At 70.5% G+C, this 20,731-nt stretch carries 17 protein-coding genes; 11 read left to right on the forward strand and 6 right to left on the reverse strand.

Translation table 11 applies throughout. The annotated features are described in order from the left end of the window. Window positions 1-11: 11 nt before the first annotated feature. From G6034_RS05400 to G6034_RS05420, 5 genes are all read left to right on the forward strand, one after another. Entirely contained in the window at window positions 12-707 is a 696-nt protein-coding gene (locus tag G6034_RS05400; protein WP_176634082.1) for a Maf family protein, read from the forward strand. 183 nt (window positions 708-890) lie between these two features. Further along, on the forward strand, window positions 891-2,693 hold the full coding sequence (locus G6034_RS05405; protein ID WP_176634083.1) for an ATP-binding protein: 1,803 nt from the start codon (window positions 891-893) through the stop codon (window positions 2,691-2,693). Between the two features lie 524 nt (window positions 2,694-3,217). Then, window positions 3,218-4,642, forward strand: coding sequence for an MFS transporter (locus G6034_RS05410; RefSeq protein ID WP_176634084.1), 1,425 nt, complete (start codon window positions 3,218-3,220; stop codon window positions 4,640-4,642). A gap of 44 nt (window positions 4,643-4,686) precedes the next feature. Next, a complete protein-coding gene (locus G6034_RS05415; RefSeq protein ID WP_246295317.1) occupies window positions 4,687-6,900 on the forward strand; it encodes a molybdopterin oxidoreductase family protein in 2,214 nt (737 codons plus the stop codon). Then, window positions 6,897-8,516: an FAD-dependent oxidoreductase gene (locus tag G6034_RS05420; protein WP_246295318.1), complete on the forward strand. Its 1,620-nt coding sequence runs from the start codon at window positions 6,897-6,899 to the stop codon at window positions 8,514-8,516. Before G6034_RS05415 ends, G6034_RS05420 begins: the two co-directional genes overlap by 4 nt. 173 nt (window positions 8,517-8,689) lie before the next feature. On the opposite strand, the gene G6034_RS05425 is transcribed toward G6034_RS05420, so the two are convergent. Next, window positions 8,690-9,319 carry a hypothetical protein gene (locus G6034_RS05425; RefSeq protein ID WP_176634086.1) on the reverse strand — a complete coding sequence of 210 codons (630 nt, stop codon included), beginning with the start codon at window positions 9,317-9,319 and terminating at the stop codon, window positions 8,690-8,692. Between the two features lie 170 nt (window positions 9,320-9,489). On the opposite strand from G6034_RS05425, the gene G6034_RS05430 reads away from it, so the two are divergent. Then, on the forward strand, window positions 9,490-10,215 hold the full coding sequence (locus G6034_RS05430) for a response regulator transcription factor (protein WP_218063606.1): 726 nt from the start codon (window positions 9,490-9,492) through the stop codon (window positions 10,213-10,215). Then, on the forward strand, window positions 10,212-11,708 hold the full coding sequence (locus G6034_RS05435; protein WP_176634087.1) for a sensor histidine kinase: 1,497 nt from the start codon (window positions 10,212-10,214) through the stop codon (window positions 11,706-11,708). The genes G6034_RS05430 and G6034_RS05435 overlap by 4 nt, the downstream gene beginning before the upstream one ends. 51 nt (window positions 11,709-11,759) lie before the next feature. On the opposite strand, the gene G6034_RS05440 is transcribed toward G6034_RS05435, so the two are convergent. After that, complete coding sequence (locus G6034_RS05440; RefSeq protein WP_176634088.1) at window positions 11,760-13,187, reverse strand: NAD(P)H-quinone dehydrogenase; 1,428 nt, start codon at window positions 13,185-13,187, stop codon at window positions 11,760-11,762. A 109-nt stretch (window positions 13,188-13,296) separates the two neighbouring features. Here G6034_RS05440 and G6034_RS05445 point away from each other — a divergent pair, with 109 nt between their 5' ends. The 4 genes from G6034_RS05445 (at window position 13,297) to G6034_RS05460 (ending at window position 19,086) form a co-directional block, all read left to right on the forward strand. Beyond that, a complete protein-coding gene (locus G6034_RS05445) occupies window positions 13,297-14,118 on the forward strand; it encodes a purine-nucleoside phosphorylase (RefSeq protein WP_176634089.1) in 822 nt (273 codons plus the stop codon). Window positions 14,119-15,071: 953 nt separating this feature from the next. Next, window positions 15,072-16,976, forward strand: coding sequence for a phospho-sugar mutase (locus G6034_RS05450; protein WP_425485465.1), 1,905 nt, complete (start codon window positions 15,072-15,074; stop codon window positions 16,974-16,976). 165 nt (window positions 16,977-17,141) lie between these two features. After that, window positions 17,142-17,801 (forward strand): DnaJ family domain-containing protein, encoded by a 660-nt coding sequence (locus tag G6034_RS05455; RefSeq protein WP_176634090.1) that lies wholly within the window; start codon window positions 17,142-17,144, stop codon window positions 17,799-17,801. A 109-nt stretch (window positions 17,802-17,910) separates the two neighbouring features. Further along, a complete protein-coding gene (locus G6034_RS05460; RefSeq protein ID WP_218063608.1) occupies window positions 17,911-19,086 on the forward strand; it encodes a YihY/virulence factor BrkB family protein in 1,176 nt (391 codons plus the stop codon). A gap of 211 nt (window positions 19,087-19,297) precedes the next feature. Here the strand turns inward: G6034_RS05460 and G6034_RS20420 are convergent, their stop codons facing one another. The 4 genes from G6034_RS20420 to nirD all read right to left on the reverse strand — a co-directional run bounded on the left by G6034_RS20420 (window position 19,298) and on the right by nirD (window position 20,624). Further along, complete coding sequence (locus G6034_RS20420; RefSeq protein WP_425485466.1) at window positions 19,298-19,576, reverse strand: HipA domain-containing protein; 279 nt, start codon at window positions 19,574-19,576, stop codon at window positions 19,298-19,300. After that, window positions 19,458-19,787 carry a helix-turn-helix domain-containing protein gene (locus G6034_RS20425; protein ID WP_176634092.1) on the reverse strand — a complete coding sequence of 110 codons (330 nt, stop codon included), beginning with the start codon at window positions 19,785-19,787 and terminating at the stop codon, window positions 19,458-19,460. Before G6034_RS20425 ends, G6034_RS20420 begins: the two co-directional genes overlap by 119 nt. Before the next feature lie 189 nt (window positions 19,788-19,976). Next, window positions 19,977-20,192 carry a hypervirulence associated TUDOR domain-containing protein gene (locus G6034_RS05475; RefSeq protein WP_176634093.1) on the reverse strand — a complete coding sequence of 72 codons (216 nt, stop codon included), beginning with the start codon at window positions 20,190-20,192 and terminating at the stop codon, window positions 19,977-19,979. A gap of 57 nt (window positions 20,193-20,249) precedes the next feature. Beyond that, entirely contained in the window at window positions 20,250-20,624 is a 375-nt protein-coding gene (gene nirD / locus G6034_RS05480; RefSeq protein WP_246295320.1) for a nitrite reductase small subunit NirD, read from the reverse strand. Window positions 20,625-20,731: the final 107 nt, after the last annotated feature.

Consider the following 20,731-nt stretch of genomic DNA (forward strand, 5'->3'; position numbering starts at 1 on the left):
AGGCTGGTGTCATGACTCCCGCGCTCATCCTGGCCTCGGCCTCCCCCGCCCGCGCCAAGCTGCTCAGCGACGCCGGCATCGTCCACACCGTCCTGGTGTCCGACGTTGACGAGGACGCCGCCACCGCCGCCGCCGGTCCCTTGGCACCGGCTGAAATCGCGCTGCTGCTGGCCCGCTGCAAGGCCGAGGCCGTGGCCGCCGTGGTTCCCGGGAGCCCGCCCGGCGGGGAGCCCGGGAGCCCGGCCGGCGGGGAGCCCGGGGTGTTGGTGCTGGGCTGCGATTCCGTGTTTGAGCTGGACGGCGCGCCGTACGGCAAGCCGTGGGAACCCGAGGTGGCGCGTGAGCGGTGGCGGCAGATGCGCGGCAGGTCCGGCATCCTCCACACCGGCCACTGGCTGGCCACCCCGCACTCTTCCCCGCGCGACGCCGGATCCCGCGCCGGGCGGGGGGAGGTCACCAGCGCCGTGGTCCGGTTTGAGGACGTCACGGACGCTGAAATTGACGCCTACGTTGCCACGGGCGAACCCCTGCAGGTGGCCGGCGCCTTCACCATCGACGGCCTGGCCGGCGCGTTCATTTCCGGCGTGGACGGCGATCCACACACGGTGGTGGGCCTGTCCATTTCCACGCTGCGGCGGCTGCTGGCGCTATCCGGGGTGGCAATCACCGACTTGTGGGTGCAGCACTTTGAAGTGGAGCCCGGATGACCCCCGCTGGCGCTCCACTTGGCAAGTGGAGCGCCATTGGGACGGTACGGGGCTCCACTTCAAGGCAGGGCATTTTGTAGAAACCCCACAAACACCGGGGCCGATACACGCCGAAACAGCATGATGCATGGGCCAAACCCTCACACTCACGCTAGGCTCACTGAAGAATAGAAGGAGTCTCGTGTGACCAATTCACAGCCGGCAGGCGCAAGCCTGCTCCGCAAAGTCCTGATCGCCAACCGCGGCGAAATTGCCGTCCGCATCATCCGCGCGGCCCGCGACGAGGGCATTGCCTCCGTGGCTGTGTACGCCGAGCCGGACCGGGAGGCCCTGCACGTGCGCATGGCCGACGAAGCCTTCGCACTCGGCGGCACCACGGCAGCGGAGTCCTACCTGGTCATGGACAAGCTCCTCGACGCCGCCCGCCGCTCCGGAGCCGACTCCGTCCACCCCGGCTACGGCTTCCTGGCCGAAAACGCCGAGTTCGCCCAACGCGTGATCGACGCCGGACTGACCTGGATCGGCCCCTCCCCCGAGGCCATCGACGCCCTGGGCGACAAGGTCAAGGCCCGGCACATCGCCGAAAGGGTGGGCGCCCCGCTGGTCCCCGGCACCAAGAACCCGGTGGAATCCACCCAGGAAGTCCTTGACTTTGCCGACGAGTTCGGCCTGCCGCTGGCCATCAAGGCCGCCTACGGCGGAGGCGGGCGCGGCATCAAGGTGGTGCGCAGCCGGGAGGAAATCCCCGAACTGTACGAATCCGCCGTCCGGGAGGCCGTCGCGGCATTCGGCCGCGGCGAGTGCTTCGTGGAACGCTTCCTCGACTCCCCCCGCCACGTCGAAACGCAGTGTTTGGCAGATGCGGCGGGCAACGTCGTCGTCATTTCCACGCGGGACTGCTCGCTCCAGCGCCGCAACCAAAAGCTCGTCGAGGAGGCGCCGGCGCCGTTCCTCTCCGCGGAGCAGAACACGCGCCTCTACGAGGCATCGAAGGCCATCCTCAAGGAGGCCAGCTACCAAGGCGCGGGGACCTGCGAATTCCTGGTGGGCACGGACGGCACCATCTCCTTCCTCGAGGTCAACACGCGCCTGCAGGTGGAGCACACCATCTCCGAGGAGGTCACCGGGATCGACCTGGTCCGCGAGCAGTTCCGCATTGCCCGCGGTGAGGACATCGGCTATGGCGATCCCGACGTCCGCGGCCACTCGTTTGAATTCCGCATCAACGGCGAGGACCCGGGCCGCGGCTTCATGCCGGCGCCGGGCACGGTGACCACCATGACGCTGCCCACCGGTCCCGGGGTCCGCGTCGACTCCGGCATCACCGAGGGCGAGGTGATCGGCGGCAACTTCGATTCGATGCTCGCCAAGCTGATCGTCACCGGCGCCACCCGCGAGCAGGCCCTGCAGCGCGCCGCCCGCGCCCTCGCCGAGATGGAGATCGGCGGCCTCCCCACCGTCCTGCCGTTCGACCGCGCCGTGGTCGCGGACCCCGCCTTCGCCCCCGCCGGCGGCGCCCCGTTCACCATCCACACCCGCTGGATCGAGACCGAGTTCAACAACACCATCCCCGCCTTTGACCTCGCCGGGGCGGCTGTCCCAACGGACGACGCCGGCACGCGCCAGAGCGTGACCGTCGAGGTGGGCGGCAAGCGGCTCGAGGTGACGCTCCCGGCGTCGTTCGGGGCGGGAAGCGGTGCAGGGAGCGCGGCGGCGAAGAAGGCCAAGAAGTCCGGGCGCAACCGCAGCGCGGGTCCCGCGTCCGCCAACGGCAACGCGCTGACGTCGCCCATGCAGGGCACCATCGTGAAGGTGGCCGTGGCCAACGGCGATATGGTGTCCGAGGGCGACCTCATCGTGGTCCTGGAGGCCATGAAAATGGAACAGCCGCTCACCGCGCACCGCGCCGGCACCGTCACGGGACTCGGCGCCGCGGCGGGCGACACCGTCTCGGCGGGAGCCGTCCTGGCCACCATCGAGGACTGAGCCGGGAGCGCTGCCGTGCGGCAACCCACCTGTGAAGCGCTTGTCGCTGAAAATCCGCCCGGATTTGGCACCCGGTGCGTCACAGTTGGATCCGGGCCCAGCTGACGTTGGAGACGTGCTCCAGGCCGCGGGTTTCCTTCATGGTCGCCGGCGCAATGAGCGCCAGGACGGCCATCGCGGAAAGGTACAGCCCCACCAGGACGGTGCTGCCGCCGGCGGCCCGAAGGGGAGGCCCATGTGCGTGAAAGCGATGACCAGCAGCGAGGCCACCAGGGTGCCCCTGCGGCCCGCACAAGCCGCCCCAGCCACGCCGTTGTCCCCGATAGCATCGAACGGCGTTCACCCAATGGACGATCCGCATCAGGATATGGACACCGCCTGACGGGGCAATGTGCCCCTCACCGCTGCGACGGCGACCCGGTGAGGGAGATGTCACAGGGAGTTCACACCGGGTGACCGCCCCGGAAACGGCGGCCCCATAGCGTCAAGGACACCAACTGTTCTTTCAACGCTGGAGGTCACACGTGAAAGTCGACGCAACAACGGAGCCGGCCCTCACCGCCGAAGGCCCCGCCGGAGGAATCAGCCGGCAGGGCGCCAGCGGCCGGTGGATCCACGGCTGGGACGCCGAGGACACGCAGCAGTGGGAAGGCGGCGGCCGCACCATTGCCACAAGGAACCTGCGCTGGTCCATCGCCTGCGAATTTTTAGGCTTTGTGGTCTGGCAGCTGTGGTCGATCGTGGTGGTGTACCTGCCCGCGGCCGGCTTCCACTTCAGCTCCTCCGAGCTCTTTTGGCTGATCTCCGTCCCGTCCCTGGTCGGCGCCACGCTGCGCATCCCCTACACCTTCATGGTGGCGCGCTTCGGAGGCCGTAACTGGACCGTCGTCTCCGCACTTCTGCTGCTGGCCCCCACGACGGGACTGGCCGTTTGCGTGGGCAACCCTGGCACCCCGTTCGGCGCCATGCTGGCCGTGGCAGCGCTGGCCGGCCTGGGCGGGGGCAACTTCGCCAGTTCCATGGCCAACATCACCTACTTCTTCCCGGCACGCGAGAAGGGGTGGGCGCTGGGACTGAACGCTGCCGGCGGGAACCTGGGGGCCGCCGTCGCACAGCTTATGGTCCCAGTGGCCGTCACGGCCTTCGCCGCGGGCACGCTCAGGCTGCCGCTGGCAGGGCTGCTCTGGGTGCCTCTGGTCCTGGTGGCCGCGTGGGGTGCCTGGAAGTGCATGGACAACCTTTCCAGCGCCAAGTCTGACATCGCCGGATCGCTGGCCTGCCTCAGGGAACCCCATTTGTGGATCCTGGCCCTGCTCTACGTGGGCACCTTCGGCTCGTTCATCGGCTTTTCCGCCGTGTTCCCGAAGCTGATCGCGGACACCTTCGGCCAGCACGTCGGGTTCACACTCGGCACAGCGACCATCTCGCTGGCGTTTCTGGGGGCGCTGGTCGGGTCGCTCGCCCGGCCCTTCGGCGGGCGGCTGGCCGACCGCTGGGGCGGCGCCCGCGTCACCGTGGCCTGCTTCGCCGTTCTGGCCCTCACCGCCCTGACACAAATGCTGACGCTCCCGCTGGGCAGCTTTCCGCTGTTCATCGCCCTGTTCCTGGTGCTGTTCGCGGCCGCGGGGGCAGGCAACGGCTCCACCTACCGCATGATCCCCTTGGTCTTCGCACTCCGCTCCCCCAGCCAGGGCACAGCGAGCCAGGGCACAGCCAGCCAGGGCGCCGTCAGCTCGGCCCGCCGCGCCTCCGCCGCGCTCGGCCTGATCTCCGCCCTCGGCGCATACGGCGGCTTTCTGGTGCCCCAGGTCCTCAACGCCTCCCGGCTGGCCACCGGCAGCTACGCCGGCGCCTTCACCGGCTTCGTCGCCGCCTACCTGCTGCTGATGGCCGTGACATGGTTCGTCTACCTGCGCCGCTCCTCCGCAGCCTCCCTGGTAGGCATCTAGTGGGGGCGGACACCCACTGCCCGTACTGCGCCCTGCAGTGCGCCATGACCATCACCCCGGCGGCCGGAGGCCCGCCGGAGATAGCCGGCCGCGACTTCCCCACCAACCGCGGGGGCCTGTGCCGCAAGGGCTGGACGTCGGCCGCCCTCCTGGACCACCCGGAACGGCTCACCACCCCGCTGGTCCGGGCGGACGACGGCGTGCTGCGCCCCGCCAGCTGGGACGCGGCCCTGGGGCGGGTGGCCGCCCAGGTCACCGCGACCCGGGCCGCCCACGGCGCAGACGCCGTCGGCGTGTTTGGCGGCGGCGGGCTCACCAATGAGAAGGCCTACCAGCTGGGAAAGTTTGCCCGGCTGGCCCTGGGAACGTCGCGCATCGACTACAACGGCAGGTTCTGCATGGCCTCGGCCGCGGCGGCCGGCAACCGCGCCTTCGGGGTGGACCGGGGCCTGCCGTTCCCCGTTTCGGACCTGGACGGCGCCCACACCATCCTTCTCCTGGGCTCCAACGTGGCCGAGACCATGCCCCCGTTCGTGCAGCACCTGCGGGGCGCCCGGGAGTCCGGCGGCCTGGTGGTGGTGGACCCCCGCCGCACGGCCACGGCCGACTTCACTGCCGACGGCGCCGGCCTCCACCTCCAGCCCGTCCCGGCCACGGACCTGGCCCTGCTTCTGGGCCTGTGCCACCTCGTGATCCACGACGGCCTGGCGGACAAGGCGTACCTCGCCGACAGGACCACAGGCTACGCCGCGCTGGCCCGCAGCGTGGCCGCCTGGTGGCCGGAACGGACCAGCCGCACCACCGGCGTCCCCGTGGCGCAGCTCCGTGAAACAGCGCGGCTGCTGGCCGCCGGCGCCCGCAGCGGCGGCAGCTACATCCTCACCGGCCGCGGCGTGGAGCAGCACGTGGACGGCACCGACACCGCCACCGCCGCCATCAACCTGGCCCTGCTGCTGGGCCTGCCCGGCTCCGCGCACAGCGGCTACGGCACGCTGACGGGCCAGGGCAACGGCCAGGGCGGGCGCGAACACGGCCAGAAGGCTGACCAGCTGCCCGGCTACCGCAAGATCACGGACCCTGCGGCCCGCGCCCACGTCGCCAAGGTCTGGGGAGTCGAGGAGGCCGCCATCCCCGGGCCGGGGCTTCCCGCCGTCGAACTTCTCGCGTCGCTGGGGCGGCCCGGAGGGGTCCGCATGTTTTTTGTGCACGGGGCCAATCCGGCCGTGTCCGCGCCCGACTCCACCCGCGTGGTTGACCGGCTGCGCAGCCTCGACGCGCTGGTGGTGTGCGATTTTTTCCTGTCCGAGACGGCGGCCCTGGCGGATGTGGTGCTGCCCGCGCTGCAGTGGGCCGAGGAGGACGGCACCGTGACCAACCTGGAGGGCCGCGTGCTGCGCCGCCGCGCGGCCGTGCCGCCGCCGCCCGGGGCCCGCTCCGAGCTGTGGATCATGGCCGGGCTGGCCGCCCGGCTTGGCGCGCCGTCCAGCTTCAGCGATGACCCCGAGACGGTTTTCACCGAGCTGCGGGCGGCGTCGGCCGGCGGGCCCGCCGACTATTCCGGGATCGACTACGCGCTGCTGGACAGCGGCGCGGCCGCGTACTGGCCGTACCCGTCCGGCGGCACGGGGACGCCGCGGCTGTTCCTGGACGCGTTTGCGCACGACGGCGGCCGGGCGGCCCTGGTGCCCGTCGCCCCCGCCGCCACGGGCGGGCACGACGCCGTCACCCGGGACCCGCTGTTCGCCGGCGGCGCCCTGGCGCTGGCCACCGGGCGGCTGCTGGAGCACTACCAGTCCGGGGCACAGACCCGCCGCGTGCCGGAGCTGGCAGCGGCGAGCCCGGGGGCCCGGCTGCTCATCCACCCCGCAGCGGCCGCCGCCCGCGGCATCCCCGACGGCGGCCCCGTCACGGTGGCCAATGCCCGCGGCGAGGCGCACTGCACCGCCGAATACAGCACGGCGCAGCGCCTGGACACCGTGTTCCTGCCGTTCCACTTCCCGGGCCTGCAGGGCGCCAACCTGCTGACCTCCTCCGCCACGGACCCCGTGTCCGGGATGCCCGAGTTCAAGACCAGCTCCGTGACGGTGGCGCCCGGCAGGGTCCCGGCAGGCCAGGGCAGCACCGGGCACCGGGTCGTCACCGGGCTCCGGGCCGGGGCGAGGGGAGCTTCAGACCCTGGCCCCGTGGACATGGCTGGTGCCTTGCGTGCGGCGGGCGCCCGGCCAGGAACGCCGGCCACTGAAAGGGGCGGCGCATGATGCCGCTGGAACGCCCCGGGCCGCAGGTGGCGAGGGCACACATGCCGCACATCGTGGTCATCGGCTTCGGCCCCGTCGCCGCCAGGCTGGTCGACGGGCTGCTGCCCGCCGTCCAGTCCGGGCAGCTGGGCGTCACGGTGGTGGGCGACGAGTTGCACCCGGCGTACAACCGCGTTCTGGTGGCCGATCTCGGCGTGGGCCGGACCACGGTGGACGCCATCACGCTGGCGGCCACGGCGGAACTGGAGGCGGCCGGCGTCGTGCTTGATCTGGGCCGCTGCGTGCGGCGCGTGGACCGCGCCCGCCAGCTGGTCCACCTTTCCGACGGCCGGGCCGTGCACTACGACAAGCTGGTCTTCGCCACCGGTTCCCGGCCCGTGGTGCCCAAGCTCCACGGCTTGAACCCGGACCCGAACGTGCCCCTGCGCCTGCCGGCCGGCGTCACCACCCTGCGCGACCTCAAGGACGCCGCCACCCTGCACCGCGCCGTGCTGGGCGGTCGGCGTGTGGTGGTGCTCGGCGGCGGGATCCTGGGCGTGGAGGCGGCGCTGGCTGCGGCCGAGGAGGGCGCCCGCGTCACGGTGGTCCACCACGGCGCCCACACGCTGGGCCGCAGCATCGACGCCGACGCCGGCCAGGTGCTCGCCGGGGCGCTGCAGGCCCGCGGGATCGCCGTGGCGGCCCATGCCCGCTCGACGGCGGTGGTCCTGGACGCGGCGCCTGCCGGGGACGTTCCGCCGGAGGCCTCCTTCACGGCCCTGAAGCTCGACGGGGGCGGCACCGTCCCAGGCGACCTGCTGGTCCTCTCCTGCGGGGTGCGGCCGCGCACCGAGGTGGCGGCGGGGTCCGGCCTGCGCACGGCCCGGGGCATCCTGGTGGACCACTCCCTGCAGGCCCACCACGACCCCCAGGTCTTCGCCATCGGCGACTGTGCCGAGATCCGCTGCCTTGACGCCGGCTGCCGGGAATGCGCAGGCAGCGCCGGCCCGCAGGGGCTGATCGGGCCCGGCTGGCGGCAGGCGGAATGGCTGGCGGGGTTTCTGGTCCGGCCCGCGGAACCGGCCCCGCCGCTGGCCGCCGAGCAGGCTCCCGTCATGCTCCTGAAGGCCCGCGGCGTGGATGTGGCGGCCGCCGGGAACGTGGCGGCCGGGCCATTCGACCCCTTGCCGTTGGACAACCCGGCGGGCGGTCCCGGCGCGGTGGCTGGCGCCCCCGCGCCCCTGCGGGTCAGCGTGTGGGCGGACCCGGAACACGGCAAGTACGTGAAGATGGCCACCAGGGACGGGGTGCTGGAGGGGTTCGTCAGCGTGGGCATGCCGCGGGCGGCTGCCGAGCTGGTGCTGCTGTTTGAGCGCGGCGCCGAGCTTCCCGCGGACAGGTCGGCGCTGCTCGGGCTGGACAGTGCGGGACTGCCGGCGCCCAACGACCCCTCGCGGACGGTGTGCCGCTGCGCCGGGGTGGACCAGCGGACCATCGCCGCAGCCGTGGCCGAAGGCTGCGGGACCGTGGCCGAGGTGTCCGCCCGGACGAGGGCGGGCACGGGCTGCGGCGGCTGCCACGGCGAGGTGCGGGCCCTGATCGAACAGCATTTTCAGGGCGCCCCCACACCCGCCTGATCCCCCCCTGCCACCACCGTTGTGCCACTGCCTTGTGCCACTGCCTTGTGCCACTGCCGGCTTTGCGTCGGAAACGGCGTGGTGCAACCGGAGAGGCGGACGAAATGGTCCAGTGCAATCGTGCAGTTTCCGACCCACAGTTCTCATGGGGCGGGGCCGGCAGCCCCTGGCCGCTAGGGTGCCTGGGTCGCCGGCGCCTGAGATGCCGGTGCCTGGGTTGCCGGCGCCCGGGTTGCCGGCGCGGCGGCAAGTCTGGCGGCAATGGCCTTGGCTTCCTTTTGGATTGTGGCGCCGTAACCACCGCCCAGGGCGGTGTCCTTGATCGATGCCGCGTCCGCGTCGCGGGATCCCGCCGCGGCCGCCTCCAGCGACAACAGGTCGGTACGCAGTTGCGCGGGCAGCGTGGCGAAGGCGGCGGGGTGGTGGATGAGGCCGTACGCCACCACATGGGCCTTGTCCCCGAACCCGGGTTTCGCCTGGATGTCGATGCGCAGTTCCCTGCGGAGCAGGCGGACCTCCGGACGCCTGCCAGGATGCTTCGCGGCTGCTTGTGGAGCCTTTGCTCCGCGTGCCTGGGCACCGGGAGTTTGGGCGCCGGAAGTTTGTGCGCTGGCGGTCGCCGCGGACAGGCTGGGCGCTGGCGACGGGGACGTTCCGGCGGAAGCGGCCGTCGCCCCGAGGACGCCCGCTCCGATGAGCAGGGCGCCGGCGGCTGCGGCCGCGGCGCGCTTGCGCCACCGCCTGCCCGACGGCGCCCCGGTGGTGGTCGCGTTGGGGTCGGTGTTCAAGATGGCTCTGGTCATGACTGCTCCTGGGGCTGCAGGGGGGTGCGGGGTCTCGTTATGTTCCCCCGGTCGGTGGGGATTCCACTATGGCTGACCGGCATGCACCCCCGGTTTGGGGAATGTAAGCGCCAGGTAAAGAATGCGCGGCGCGTCTCCCCACGCGCGTCCGCAGGGCGTTCAATGGAACCATGGAGCAAGCGATCGGCCCAGAGGCACCGCAGTCCCGCGGCCTGGTCCTGATAGTGGAAGACGACGGCGCGATCGCGGACGTCGAGCGCCTGTACCTGCGCCGTGCCGGCTTTGGGGTCCATGTCGAGACAAGCGGTGAGGCAGGACTGGAAAGGATACACAGCCAGCGGCCGGTGGCCATTGTGCTCGACGTCGGCCTGCCCGGCATTGACGGGATCGAATTCTGCCGCCGGCTGCGCGCCCGGGATGACTGGACCCCCATCATTTTTGTCACGGCCCGGGACGAGGAAGTGGACAAGATCCTGGGCTTGGAGCTGGGCGCGGATGACTACATGACCAAACCGTTTTCCCCCCGCGAGCTCGTCACCCGCGTCAAGACGGTGCTGCGCCGCGGCCCGGCGGTCCCGCGCAGCGGAGTGCTTCGGGTCGGCTCCGTGGCGCTGAATCCGGACAACCGCACGGTCAGCGCGGGCGGCACCCCCGTCGAGCTGACGGCGCGGGAATTCGATGTGCTGGCCTACCTGTTGGCCAGCCCCGGCCGCGTCTACAGCCGCGAACAGCTCCTCTCCGCGGTGTGGGGGCAGGCCAGCTACACTGCAGGGCGGACCGTTGACGTCCAGATTGCCGCACTCCGGTCCAAGCTGGGCGCCGCCAGCCCGATCCACACCCTGCGCGGCGTCGGCTACACGGCCCGCAGCCTGCCGCCCGCCAGCGGCCGTCCATGAAGGACAACGATCGCGCACGCCCGGCCCGCAGGACGGCCCACTTGCGCGACGGCGCGACGGCGTGGCTTCACTCGGTGGGCGGAGGGATAACGCTGGTGACTGCCGCCGTCGCCGTCCTGGCAGTCCTCGTCACCGGGCTGGTTGCCTTTCCCCTCATCAGCTCGGCCACCGTGGACCAGGCCCGGCAGCAACTCGCCCGGCAGGCGGACGCCTACGCCGCGGTCCCCGGGGCGTCGCGCGCCCTTGACCTCCGGGAGCGTTACCTGCTGGGGCCGGACACCTACAAGCTGTCCACCATCACCGCCTCCGGAACCGTCCGGGGAGCCGCCGCCAACCTCCTCTCGCCTGCCGAGATCGGGCAGGTGCTCTCCGGGCAGAAGATCTCCCGGACCCTGGACGCGAACGGCGGGCAGCTGCTGGTGGAGGCACGGGTCCTGAAGCGTGGCGGCGGCATTGTGCTGACCCGTTCGCTTCAGGATGTCAACGCTGAGTCCGCCCAAGTGCTTGGGCGCACGCTGCTGGCCCTCGCCATCGGACTGTTGATTGCGGTCCTGGCAGGCACCCTGCTGGCCCGGCGGCTCTCCCGTCCACTGGTGCGGACAGCGGCGGCCGCCCGCCGGATCGCCGCCGGCGAGCGCACGGTCGAGCTGGCGCCGTCCGGCATGACCGAAGTGCGGGCCATCGGAGAGGCGGTCAACACCTTGGATCATGCCCTTATGGCCAGTGAGGCCCGCCAGCACGAATTCCTGCTGTCCATCTCCCACGAGATCCGGACCCCGCTGACGGCGGTGCGGGGATACGCGGAAGCCTTGGTCGACGGGCTGGTCCCGCCGGACGACGTCGCCCGCGTGGGGCAGGTCCTGGCCGCTGAAACGGACCGGCTGGACGGATTTGTCCGGGACCTGCTGGCGTTGGCGCGTCTGGAGGCGGAGGATTTTGCCTTGGAGGCGGGGCCCGTGGATGTCGCGGCCCTTCTGGACCAGGTGGAGGAGGCCTGGCGCGGGGCCGCAGTCCAAGCCGGCGTGCGGCTGGAAGTCCGCCTGCCCGCCGGTGGCGGCCCGCTGACCGTCGTTACGGATGGGCAGCGCCTGCGGCAGATCATCGATGCCCTGGTCGGCAACGCGCTGCGGGTGACGCCGGCAGGAAAACCCCTGGTGCTCGAAGCCAGGCTGGAATATTCGCCGGCATCCCCGGTATCCGCGGCAGGATCAGGGATGGGGACGGCCGTCGGGGCCGGACCCGCCGTCGTTGCGGTGGATGTGCGGGACAGCGGTCCCGGGCTGACCGTCCAGGACGCCGCCGTGGCGTTTGAACGGGGCGTCCTCTACCGGCGGTACGCCGGGCAACGGCCCGTGGGCAGCGGGCTGGGGCTCTCCATCGCCGCCCGGCTGGCCCAGCGGCTCGGACTGCGGCTCACGGTGGAGCCGGCCGGCACGGACACCGCCGGCGCCTGCTTTTGCATCCGGCTGCCGCGCGCCCCCGGGCCGGGATGACCTTACAGCGGCGTGGGCTACATGTGGACGTGGGCTACCTGTAGACGCGGGCTACATGTGGACGTGGAGGCGGCGCGCGGCCTCCGCGATGGAACCGGACAGGGACGGGTACACCGTGAACGTGTTGGCGACGTCGTCCACGTGCAGCTTCTGGGCCACGGCCAGGGCGATGGGGAAGATCAGCTCGCAGGCACCGGCACCCACGACGACGCCGCCGATGATGGTGCCCGAGCCCCTGCGCGCGATGATCTTGATGAAGCCGTCGTTGACGTTGCGCATCTTGGCCCGTGCATTGGTCTGCAGCGGCAGCTTGACCACGTCGCCCTGGTACCTGCCGGCGTCCAGGTCGGCCTCGGACACGCCCACGGAGGCGATCTCCGGCGAGGTGAAGATGTTGGAGGATACCCGCGTGAGCATGAGCGGGCGCACGCTGTCGCCCAGCAGGTGTGCCACGGCGATGCGGCCCTGCATGGCCGCCACGGAGGCCAGCGCAAGCACGCCCGTGCAGTCGCCGGCGGCGTAAACGTTGGGGGCGCTGGTGCGGGAAACGCCGTCGACCTTGATGTGGCCGCTGGGGGTCAGTTCCACCCCTGCAGCCTCCAGGCCAAGGTCCGTGGTGTTCGGGATGGATCCCACGCAGACCAGGCAGTGCGTGCCCGTGACCTTGCTGCCGTCGCCCAGGGTGACGATGACGCCGTCGGCGGTGCGCTCCACAGCTTGGGCGCGGGAACGGGACAGCACCCGCAGTCCGCGGCGCTCAAACACTTGTTCCAGCACGGCGGCGGCGTCCGAGTCCTCGCCGGGCAGCACCTGCTCGCGGCTGGAAATCAGGGTGACCTTGGAGCCCAGTCCGTTGAAGGCGGAGGCAAACTCGGCGCCAGTTACACCGGAGCCCACCACGATGAGTTCCTCGGGCAGTTCGTCGAGGTCGTAAAGCTGGGTCCAGTTCAGGATGCGTTCGCCGTCCGGCTGGGCCGTGGCGAGCTCGCGGGGGTGGGCGCCGACGGAGACCAGCACCGCGTCGGCCTTGATGATTTCCTTGGTCTCGCCGCGGTCCACCTCGATGGTGCGCCCGTCCAGAAGCCGGCCGGTGCCGATCACAATGCGCACGCCCAGCGCCTCGAGGCCGCGGCGGATGTCCGTGGACTGCTCCCGGGCCAGCAGCTTCACGCGCCGGTTGATCAGCTTGAGGTCTGCGCGCAGTGCTGTCTTGACGTCACCGTCGTCGGCGTTGAAGCTCACGCCCAGTTCGGTGGAGTCAATGCTGCGGTTCATGGATTCGGCCGTGGCGATCAGCGTCTTGGACGGGACCACGTCGGTCAGCACCGCGGCGCCGCCCAGGCCGGCCCGCTCCACAATGGTCACCTCGGAGCCCATGGAGGCCGCAACCATGGCGGCTTCATAGCCGCCGGGGCCACCGCCAAGGATCGCCAGGCTCGGAACGGCAAAGGGGTGGTTAACATCTTGATCGCTGGTCACAATTGAACATTCTCGCCTATCCGGGCACAGGCACCAAGTTCTACAAGCCCGCGGACTCAGGGACGCAGGGCGCGTGGCGCGTCCCAGGGCTTGCCGGTAGGTTGGTCTCGTGAACACCCAAGAAGCTTTCCCCGACACCGACCCTGCGGACCTGGCCCGCCGGGCCGCCGCCTACATTGCCCAAGCCACCGGCGTCGAACAACACGACCTGGCCTTGGTCCTGGGCTCCGGCTGGGGAGAGGCGGCCGGACTCATCGGCGGGACCACCGCCACCCTCAACGCCGCGGACGTGCCCGGCTTCTCCGCCCCCGCCGTCGTGGGCCACGTTGGCACGCTGACGTCCATCCGCACCCCGGATGGCAAGAACGTGCTGGTCCTGGGTTCGCGCACCCACTTCTACGAGGGCAAGGGCGTCCGCGCCGTGGTCCATGGCGTGCGCACCGCGGCAGCCGCGGGAGCGAAGACCATGGTGCTGACCAACGGCTGCGGCGGTCTCAACGAGGCCTGGACCCCCGGCACGCCCGTGCTCATCAGCGACCACATAAACCTGACGGCAGCTTCTCCCCTGGAGGGCGCCACCTTCGTGGACCTGACCGACCTGTACTCCTCCCGCCTGCGCGCCCTGGCCCGCGAAGTCGACCCGTCACTGGACGAGGGCGTGTATGCCCAGTTCACGGGTCCGCACTACGAGACACCCGCCGAGGTGCAGTACGCGAAGCGGATCGGCGCCGACCTGGTGGGCATGTCCACGGCGCTGGAAGCGATTGCCGCGCGCGCCGCAGGCATGGAGGTCTTCGGCATCTCCCTGGTCACCAACCTGGCCGCCGGCATCAGCCCGGTGCCGCTCAGCCATGCCGAGGTCCTCGAGGCCGGCCAGGCCGCCGGGCCGCGCATCTCCCGGCTGCTGGCGGACATCATCGCCAAGCTGTAGCGTCCGCGGGTCCCGCGCCGCCGTCCTGTTGCTCGCCATGCCAGTTGCGGCCGTGGCGCAGGACAATGTCCCGCGCCACGTTCGGCCCGGGCCCGGTGCTGGCCGGATCATGGCCCGGGCCTGTCGGACCCTCCGCAGCATGACATCCGGCCGGTAGAGCACCACCGCAGCCGGAATCCGCAGCCGCCACATGCCGCGCAGGACATACATGGTGTCCTTTCGCAGATCCTCGGCCCAGCCGGACGCCGTGTCGTGGTGTTCCTTCCCGTCCCCCTCAAGGCCCAGGACACCGTCCACCAACAGGTCCAGGTGCCCGGCGTCCCTGAGCCGGAACCTGCCCTCGGTTTCGGTGATGGCCATGGACTGCGGATCGATCTTCTCGACGATGCCGCGGGCACGCGTGTCGCCCCTCCGCGAGAACCCAGTGCGGAGCTGGTCGATGCTGCACTTGTTCTTGACGACCGCCGATTCCAGGATGACGAGTGCCTCCAGGTCACTGCCACATGTCACACATTGGCGCAACACCTCCAGCAGCGTGCGGTTCACCGGACAGGCGGTGGACCGCACCGCCGGGAATCGGACGCCCGTGCGCAGCTGCCGGGTAGTGATCCCGAGAGACAGCAACTCGGACTGCCGCGCAACCTGTCCGAGCCGGGCAATGGCCGCCGCGACGGAAAGTTGGGGGTTCCCCTGAGCGAATTCATGACTCCATCGTGGTCGGAAACAGCCGGCCTCAACACGCCCCATCCGACAAATGTGGACAAGTCCCGGGGTCACCCGTCCTGTGGAGGAAGAACCGGGTCACGGGCCGGCCCGTTCCGCGCCGCCGACGCCACGACGGCGGCGCCCGGCACTCCACTGCGCACCGGCCGTGGCGGGCGCCACGCAGGACGGAACAGGGCGGGGCACCCCCCGTGTACCTCTGCCGCCCGCCCTGCCGCTAGATTGGTCCGGTGACCCATTCTTCGCAAACACGTTCCCAGTCGGCCGCAGCACGCGAAACCGCCGCCCTGACCGCCGCGGCCTCCCAGTGGGCCGCCCACGACCCCGACCCCGCCACGGCAGCCCAGCTGCAGACGCTGGCGGGCCGTGCCGGCAGCAGCCCGGACGCCTTCGCCGAGCTCGAGGACAGCTTCGACGGCAACCTCCAGTTCGGCACGGCGGGGCTGCGCGCCGCCATGGCGCCGGGGCCGAACCGCATGAACCGGACCGTGGTACGCCGCGCGGCCGCCGGGGTGGCCGCCCACCTGCTGGACCTCGCCCGGAACGGATCCAGCCGTGAAACGCCCGACACCTTCCCCTCCCCCCTGCCCGGTAGCGACAACCCGGGCCAGGACCCGCCCGGCCCGGACCGGCCCGCACCGGAGCAATCCGAGCAGCCCGCCTACACCCCGCGCGCCGTGGTGGGCTACGACGCCCGGCACAACTCGGCCGCGTTCGCCGCGGAGACGGCGGCCATTTTCACGGCGGCCGGCATCGAGACCTTCCTTCTTCCGGCGGCCCTGCCCACGCCCGTGCTGGCGTTTGCCGTCCGCCACCTGAACTGCGAGGCCGGGGTCATGGTCACCGCCAGCCACAACCCGCCGGCGGACAACGGGTACAAGGTCTACCTGGGCGGCCGGGCCGTGGCACCGGAGGCCCGCGGCGTGCAGATCGTGGCCCCCCACGATGCCGGCATCGCCGCCCACATCGCCACGTTCTCCACCACGGCGGAGGCCGGGGACACCTCCTCCATCCCGCTGGCCAAATCCGGCTGGACGGTGCTTGGCGACGACCTCGCCGCCGGCTACGTTGCCGCGGTCACGGCCCTCGCCGACCCGGCAAAGTTCCCGTCACGGGACCTGCGCATCGTCCACACCTCCATGCACGGCGTAGGGCACGGCACCGCCCTGGACGTGCTGACCAAGGCCGGATTCACCGACATCCACGCCGTCCCCGAACAGTCCGCCCCGGACCCGGACTTCCCCACCGTTTCCTTCCCCAACCCCGAGGAGTCCGGCGCCCTCGACCTGGCGTTCGCCCTGGCACACAAGGTGGGGGCCGACGTCGTGCTGGCCAACGACCCCGATGCCGACCGCGCCGCCGTGGGCGCCCCGGACCCGGCCACCGGGCAGTGGCGCAAGTTCCACGGCGACGAGGTGGGCGCCCTGCTTGGCTCCCACCTGGCCTCCCGCGGCGGCCGCGCCCAAACCGGTACGACGCCGGATGCCGCCCAGGTGCCCGTGTTCGCCAACTCGATCGTCTCCAGCAGGCTGCTGGGCCGGATTGCGGCCGCCGCCGGCTACCCGCATGTGCAGACCCTGACCGGCTTCAAGTGGATTTCGCGGGTGCCGCACCTGACGTTCGGCTACGAGGAGGCGCTGGGGTATTGCGTGGCGCCGGAACTGGTCCGGGACAAGGACGGCATCTCCGCAGGGCTGCTCATCGCCGAAATGGCCGCGGCGCTCAAGGCGGAGGGCCGGACCCTGTTTGACGTGCTGGACGACCTTGCCCTGGAGCACGGGCTGCACGCCAGCGACCAGATCAGCATCCGGGTGGAGGACCTCGGGGAGATCACCTCCATGATGGCGCATCTGCGCGCCGAGCCCCCGGAGGCCTTCGACGGCTCCCCCGTCGAGGTCTTCACAGATCTGTCAGAGGGCACCCCGGAGCTGCCCGCCACGGACGGCGTGCTGTACCTGACGGAAAACGGAAGCCGGGTGATTGTGCGCCCCAGCGGCACCGAACCAAAGCTCAAGTGCTACCTGGAGGTCATCGTGCCCGCCGCCGGGCGTGCCCAACTCGCCGCCGCCCGGGAGGAGGCCGCCCGCGCCCTGGCGGCCGTGGCGGCGGACGTCACGGCGGCGCTGGCACGGTAGCGGGCGGCTCCCCTCCGCCGTCCGCCTCCCGGGGCCGGCACGCCATGGCCCGCCGCCCATGGCCCGTTTCCCGTTGCCTTGAATGCCGCGGGCCGTTGACCCTGGCCGGAAGCACTGCCTAGGGTTGTTTACAGGAAATCCGCGGCAGGGGAACGGGGTGGCCGGATGGCACGCGGCAACAAGCACCGGGAATCCGGCGACCATGCCCTGCGGGCGGCCAGGTACCGGGATGCCCGGGCCGCTGCGGAAACGCCCGTTCCTGCCGACGACCATGCCCGCGCGGCCGGGCGCACCCTCGGCCGGGAGGGAGAGGGGCAGGAGACCGCGCCACGCGCGTTCCACGAATCAGACCAGGTCTGGGAGGTCGCCAATAATGCCATTGACGCCGCCATGGCCCGCGGGGACTTCGACAACCTGGCCTACGCCGGCAAGCCCATCCCCGGCCTGGGCGGCGCCGACGACCCCGACTGGTGGATCAAGGGGCTCCTGCAACGCGAACACGTCAGCGGCCTTGGCCCACCGGCTTTAATGCTGCGCAAGGAAGACGCTGAACTCGAACAAACTTTGGACGCCGAGGCCTCCGAGGCGCGCGTGCGGGCCATCCTGGCCGACTTCAACGCTCGGATCATCGAGGCCCGCCGCCAGCTGTCCGGCGGGCCCCCGGTGACCACGCGGCTGCGGGACCTCGACGCCGAACTCGCCGCGTGGCGTGCCCGGGCCGAATCACGGGCGGCCCCGGCTCAGCGCGCCGCGTCCCGCGCCCAGGAACCCGGCCCGGTTCCCCCCAGGCCCAGCCGCATGGCGCGGCGGTTCCGGCGCCGGTGAACGCCACCGGGGACAGCCAGCCAAACACTGCAGGTGCAAAGACGTGTCCAGGCCGCTGCACACGCTAGGGTAAAACCACGTCCACGGCCCCCACGGAAGGGACTGCCAGATGAGCCAGTACGCCGCACCGAGCTACTCCGCCCTTGACAAGGTGAATGCACCGGCGCCCGATGACCCGCGGAAACCCAAGGAACCAGGCCGCCTGCCGGCGCAATCGTGGAAGTACGTGGCCAAGCGCACCGTGGGAAAATTCAGCTCCGACGCGTGCACCGACATGGCGGCCGCACTGACGTACTATGGAGTCTTTTCGCTCTTCCCGGCGCTTCTGGCACTGGTGTCCATCCTGGGACTGGTGGGACAGGCCCAGCAGACCGCCAAGGTCATGCTGGACCTCGTGGCACGCCTGGTGAGCAAGGAAATGGTGCAAACCCTCCAAGGTCCCATTGAGCATCTTGTCTCCTCGCCGGCCGCCGGCTGGACGTTCGCCCTCGGCCTGGTCACGGCCCTGTGGTCCGCCTCCGGCTATGTGGGCGCATTCAGCCGCGCCATGAACCGCATTTACGGCACCGACGAGGGCCGGCCGGTCTGGAAGCTGCGCCCGGCGCTGCTGCTGGTGACATTGGCCACCGTGCTGATGATTGCCGCCATCGCCCTGATGCTGGTGGTTTCCGGGCCGGTTGCGAAGGCCATCGGCGGCGTGCTGGGCGTAGGCGACGCCGCCCTCGGCGTCTGGGACATCGCCAAATGGCCGGTGTTGGCCATTCTTGCGATTGTGTTGATCGCGGTCCTGTACTATTTCACGCCCAATGTCAGGCAGCCGAAATTCCGCTGGATCAGCGTCGGCGCGGCAGTGGCCCTGGTCGCCATGGTGGTGGCCTCCGCCGGGTTCGGCTTCTACGTCAGCAACTTCTCCAAGTACGACAAAACCTACGGCACCATCGCGGGCATGATCGTGCTGCTGCTGTGGCTCTGGATCCTGAACCTCATGCTGCTGCTGGGTGCCGAACTCGACTCGGAGCTTGAGCGCGGCCGCCAGCTGATGGCCGGCATCAAGGCAGAGTTGGAACTGCAGCTGCCGCCGCGGGACGTTGCGGCCAGCGCCAAGAAGCGCGACAAGAAGCTGCTGCTCGTGGCCGAGGGCCGCTCACTGCGCCGGCACGCCGTCCCGGAGCCAGGCCCGGACGCAGACGGGGAAAAGCACGCGCTCTGGTGGACCGCCGGAGTCGGGGCCGCCGTCGTGGTTGCCACAATGCTGCGCCGCAGGCGAAAAGACGCCGCGCAATGACGCACCGCGGAACAGGCCGGGCCGGAACCTGGGAGGGCGCAGCATGGTCATGGAACGGTCTGACCCGGTCATCATCCGTTGAGGCGGATGTCTGGTTGGCACGCCACACCGTTGATCCGCATTGCCCTCTTCTGTTGTCCTCCCCCGGCCGACGTGTCCTGGGCCGACGTGTCCTGGTCAGCAGGCCCGCCACCGCACGGAGGTTCGCCCATCAATCGACGGCCTCGAATTTGGCGTCGCTGTTCCAGGGCAGGGAAAGTGCCTGCGCTGCGTCCTCTTGGTGGATGCGTGCGACCTTGTCTCCAGGAATATTTCGGTCGCAGCGCTCAATGATCAGCACCAGCCGGTCGCCAAAACGTTGAACACGGCTTTCAAAGGTTGTCAGCCCGAGCAACTTTCCCAAGAAGGGTGTGAAGGCCGCCCGGACTGCCGATTGCTCGCATTCGACTGACACCGGCTGGAAGATGTGGGTGGAGGCGGCACTGCCGATGGTCGTGCACCACCTCCCGGACGACGGGCCCCACGCCCAGCTGGTCGAGAACTGGGAGCAGTTTGGCGTTAGGCACCTTGGGCCTGCCAGTTTCCAATTCCGACGAATATCGCCGGCTGACGCCAAGACGCACGGCAAGTTCGGCCTGTGTAGGCTGATGCCGGGTACGGACGCCATGGACCATGAGTCCCAGGTCCTGCGTTGTTCTCATGACGCCCTGCACTTCGGCTCCCTAGTACGTACGGGCAATAGACGGCAGTCGAACAGGAATACGTAATATCGGCATCCCCAATACGAGATTCGTCAAGCGACGGGGCCACTGGTGCGATGATCTTCCGGCCGGGCCAAGGGCGCCCGGCTCCGCTGCGCTGCCTTGCAGTGGCTTGTCGGCAGGCGTCCGTCAGTCCCGGACCTTCGTTAGCGCGCTGCCCTTGTGCATGGCGATGTGGTCCGTCTTGCTGCTCTTGATCTCGTACTGCGGGTCCTCGGGCGTGCAGCGGCGCGTGTGCCCCTTGTAGTCGGTGTCTTTTGTGTGGACCTTGGTGATGGTCCCTTCGACATGGCCGGCCTCGGAATTCCACCGAACGCGGTCGCCCACCGCAAATTGATGTCCCATGGAACCGATTGTGCCCGTTCCTGGTGGGCAGATCAAGGGACCGCCGGACCGCCGGCCCTACAGCGCCACCTCGACGGCGCCGTCCACGACGCGCACGGGGTACGTGCCCAGGCGCAGTTCCGGGTTGCCCAGGCATTCGCCCGTGGCCAGGCTGTACACCTCCTTGTGGAGGGGCGACGCAACGGTGTGGGTGGTGCCGCGCGAGCCGACGATGCCGCGGGCCATCACATTGGCGCGGGTGGCCGGATCCGAGTGGGAAACGGCAAAGACGCCGTGCTCCCCCACCCGGAACAAGGCCACCTGGCGGCCGTCGATGAGGGCCGCCTCGCCCCAGGAGTCGTCCAGTTCGGCGAGCGGGCAGACGCGGTGCCACGTGGCACTTCCGCGCGGGGCCGGCTGAAGATCCAAGCGGGTTTCCATCAGCGTTTCCATGGGCGTTTCCTTTTCCTGGGGGCACATGTGCCGCGGATCCAATCGACAGGAAGAAACACTATGGACGCCGTGTTTCCCGCGCCCGTCCCGCACATGACAAACACGTA

Origin of the sequence: Arthrobacter wenxiniae (genome assembly GCF_013376105.1) — a bacterium.
Taxonomy (GTDB): Bacteria; Actinomycetota; Actinomycetes; order Actinomycetales; family Micrococcaceae; genus Specibacter; species Specibacter wenxiniae.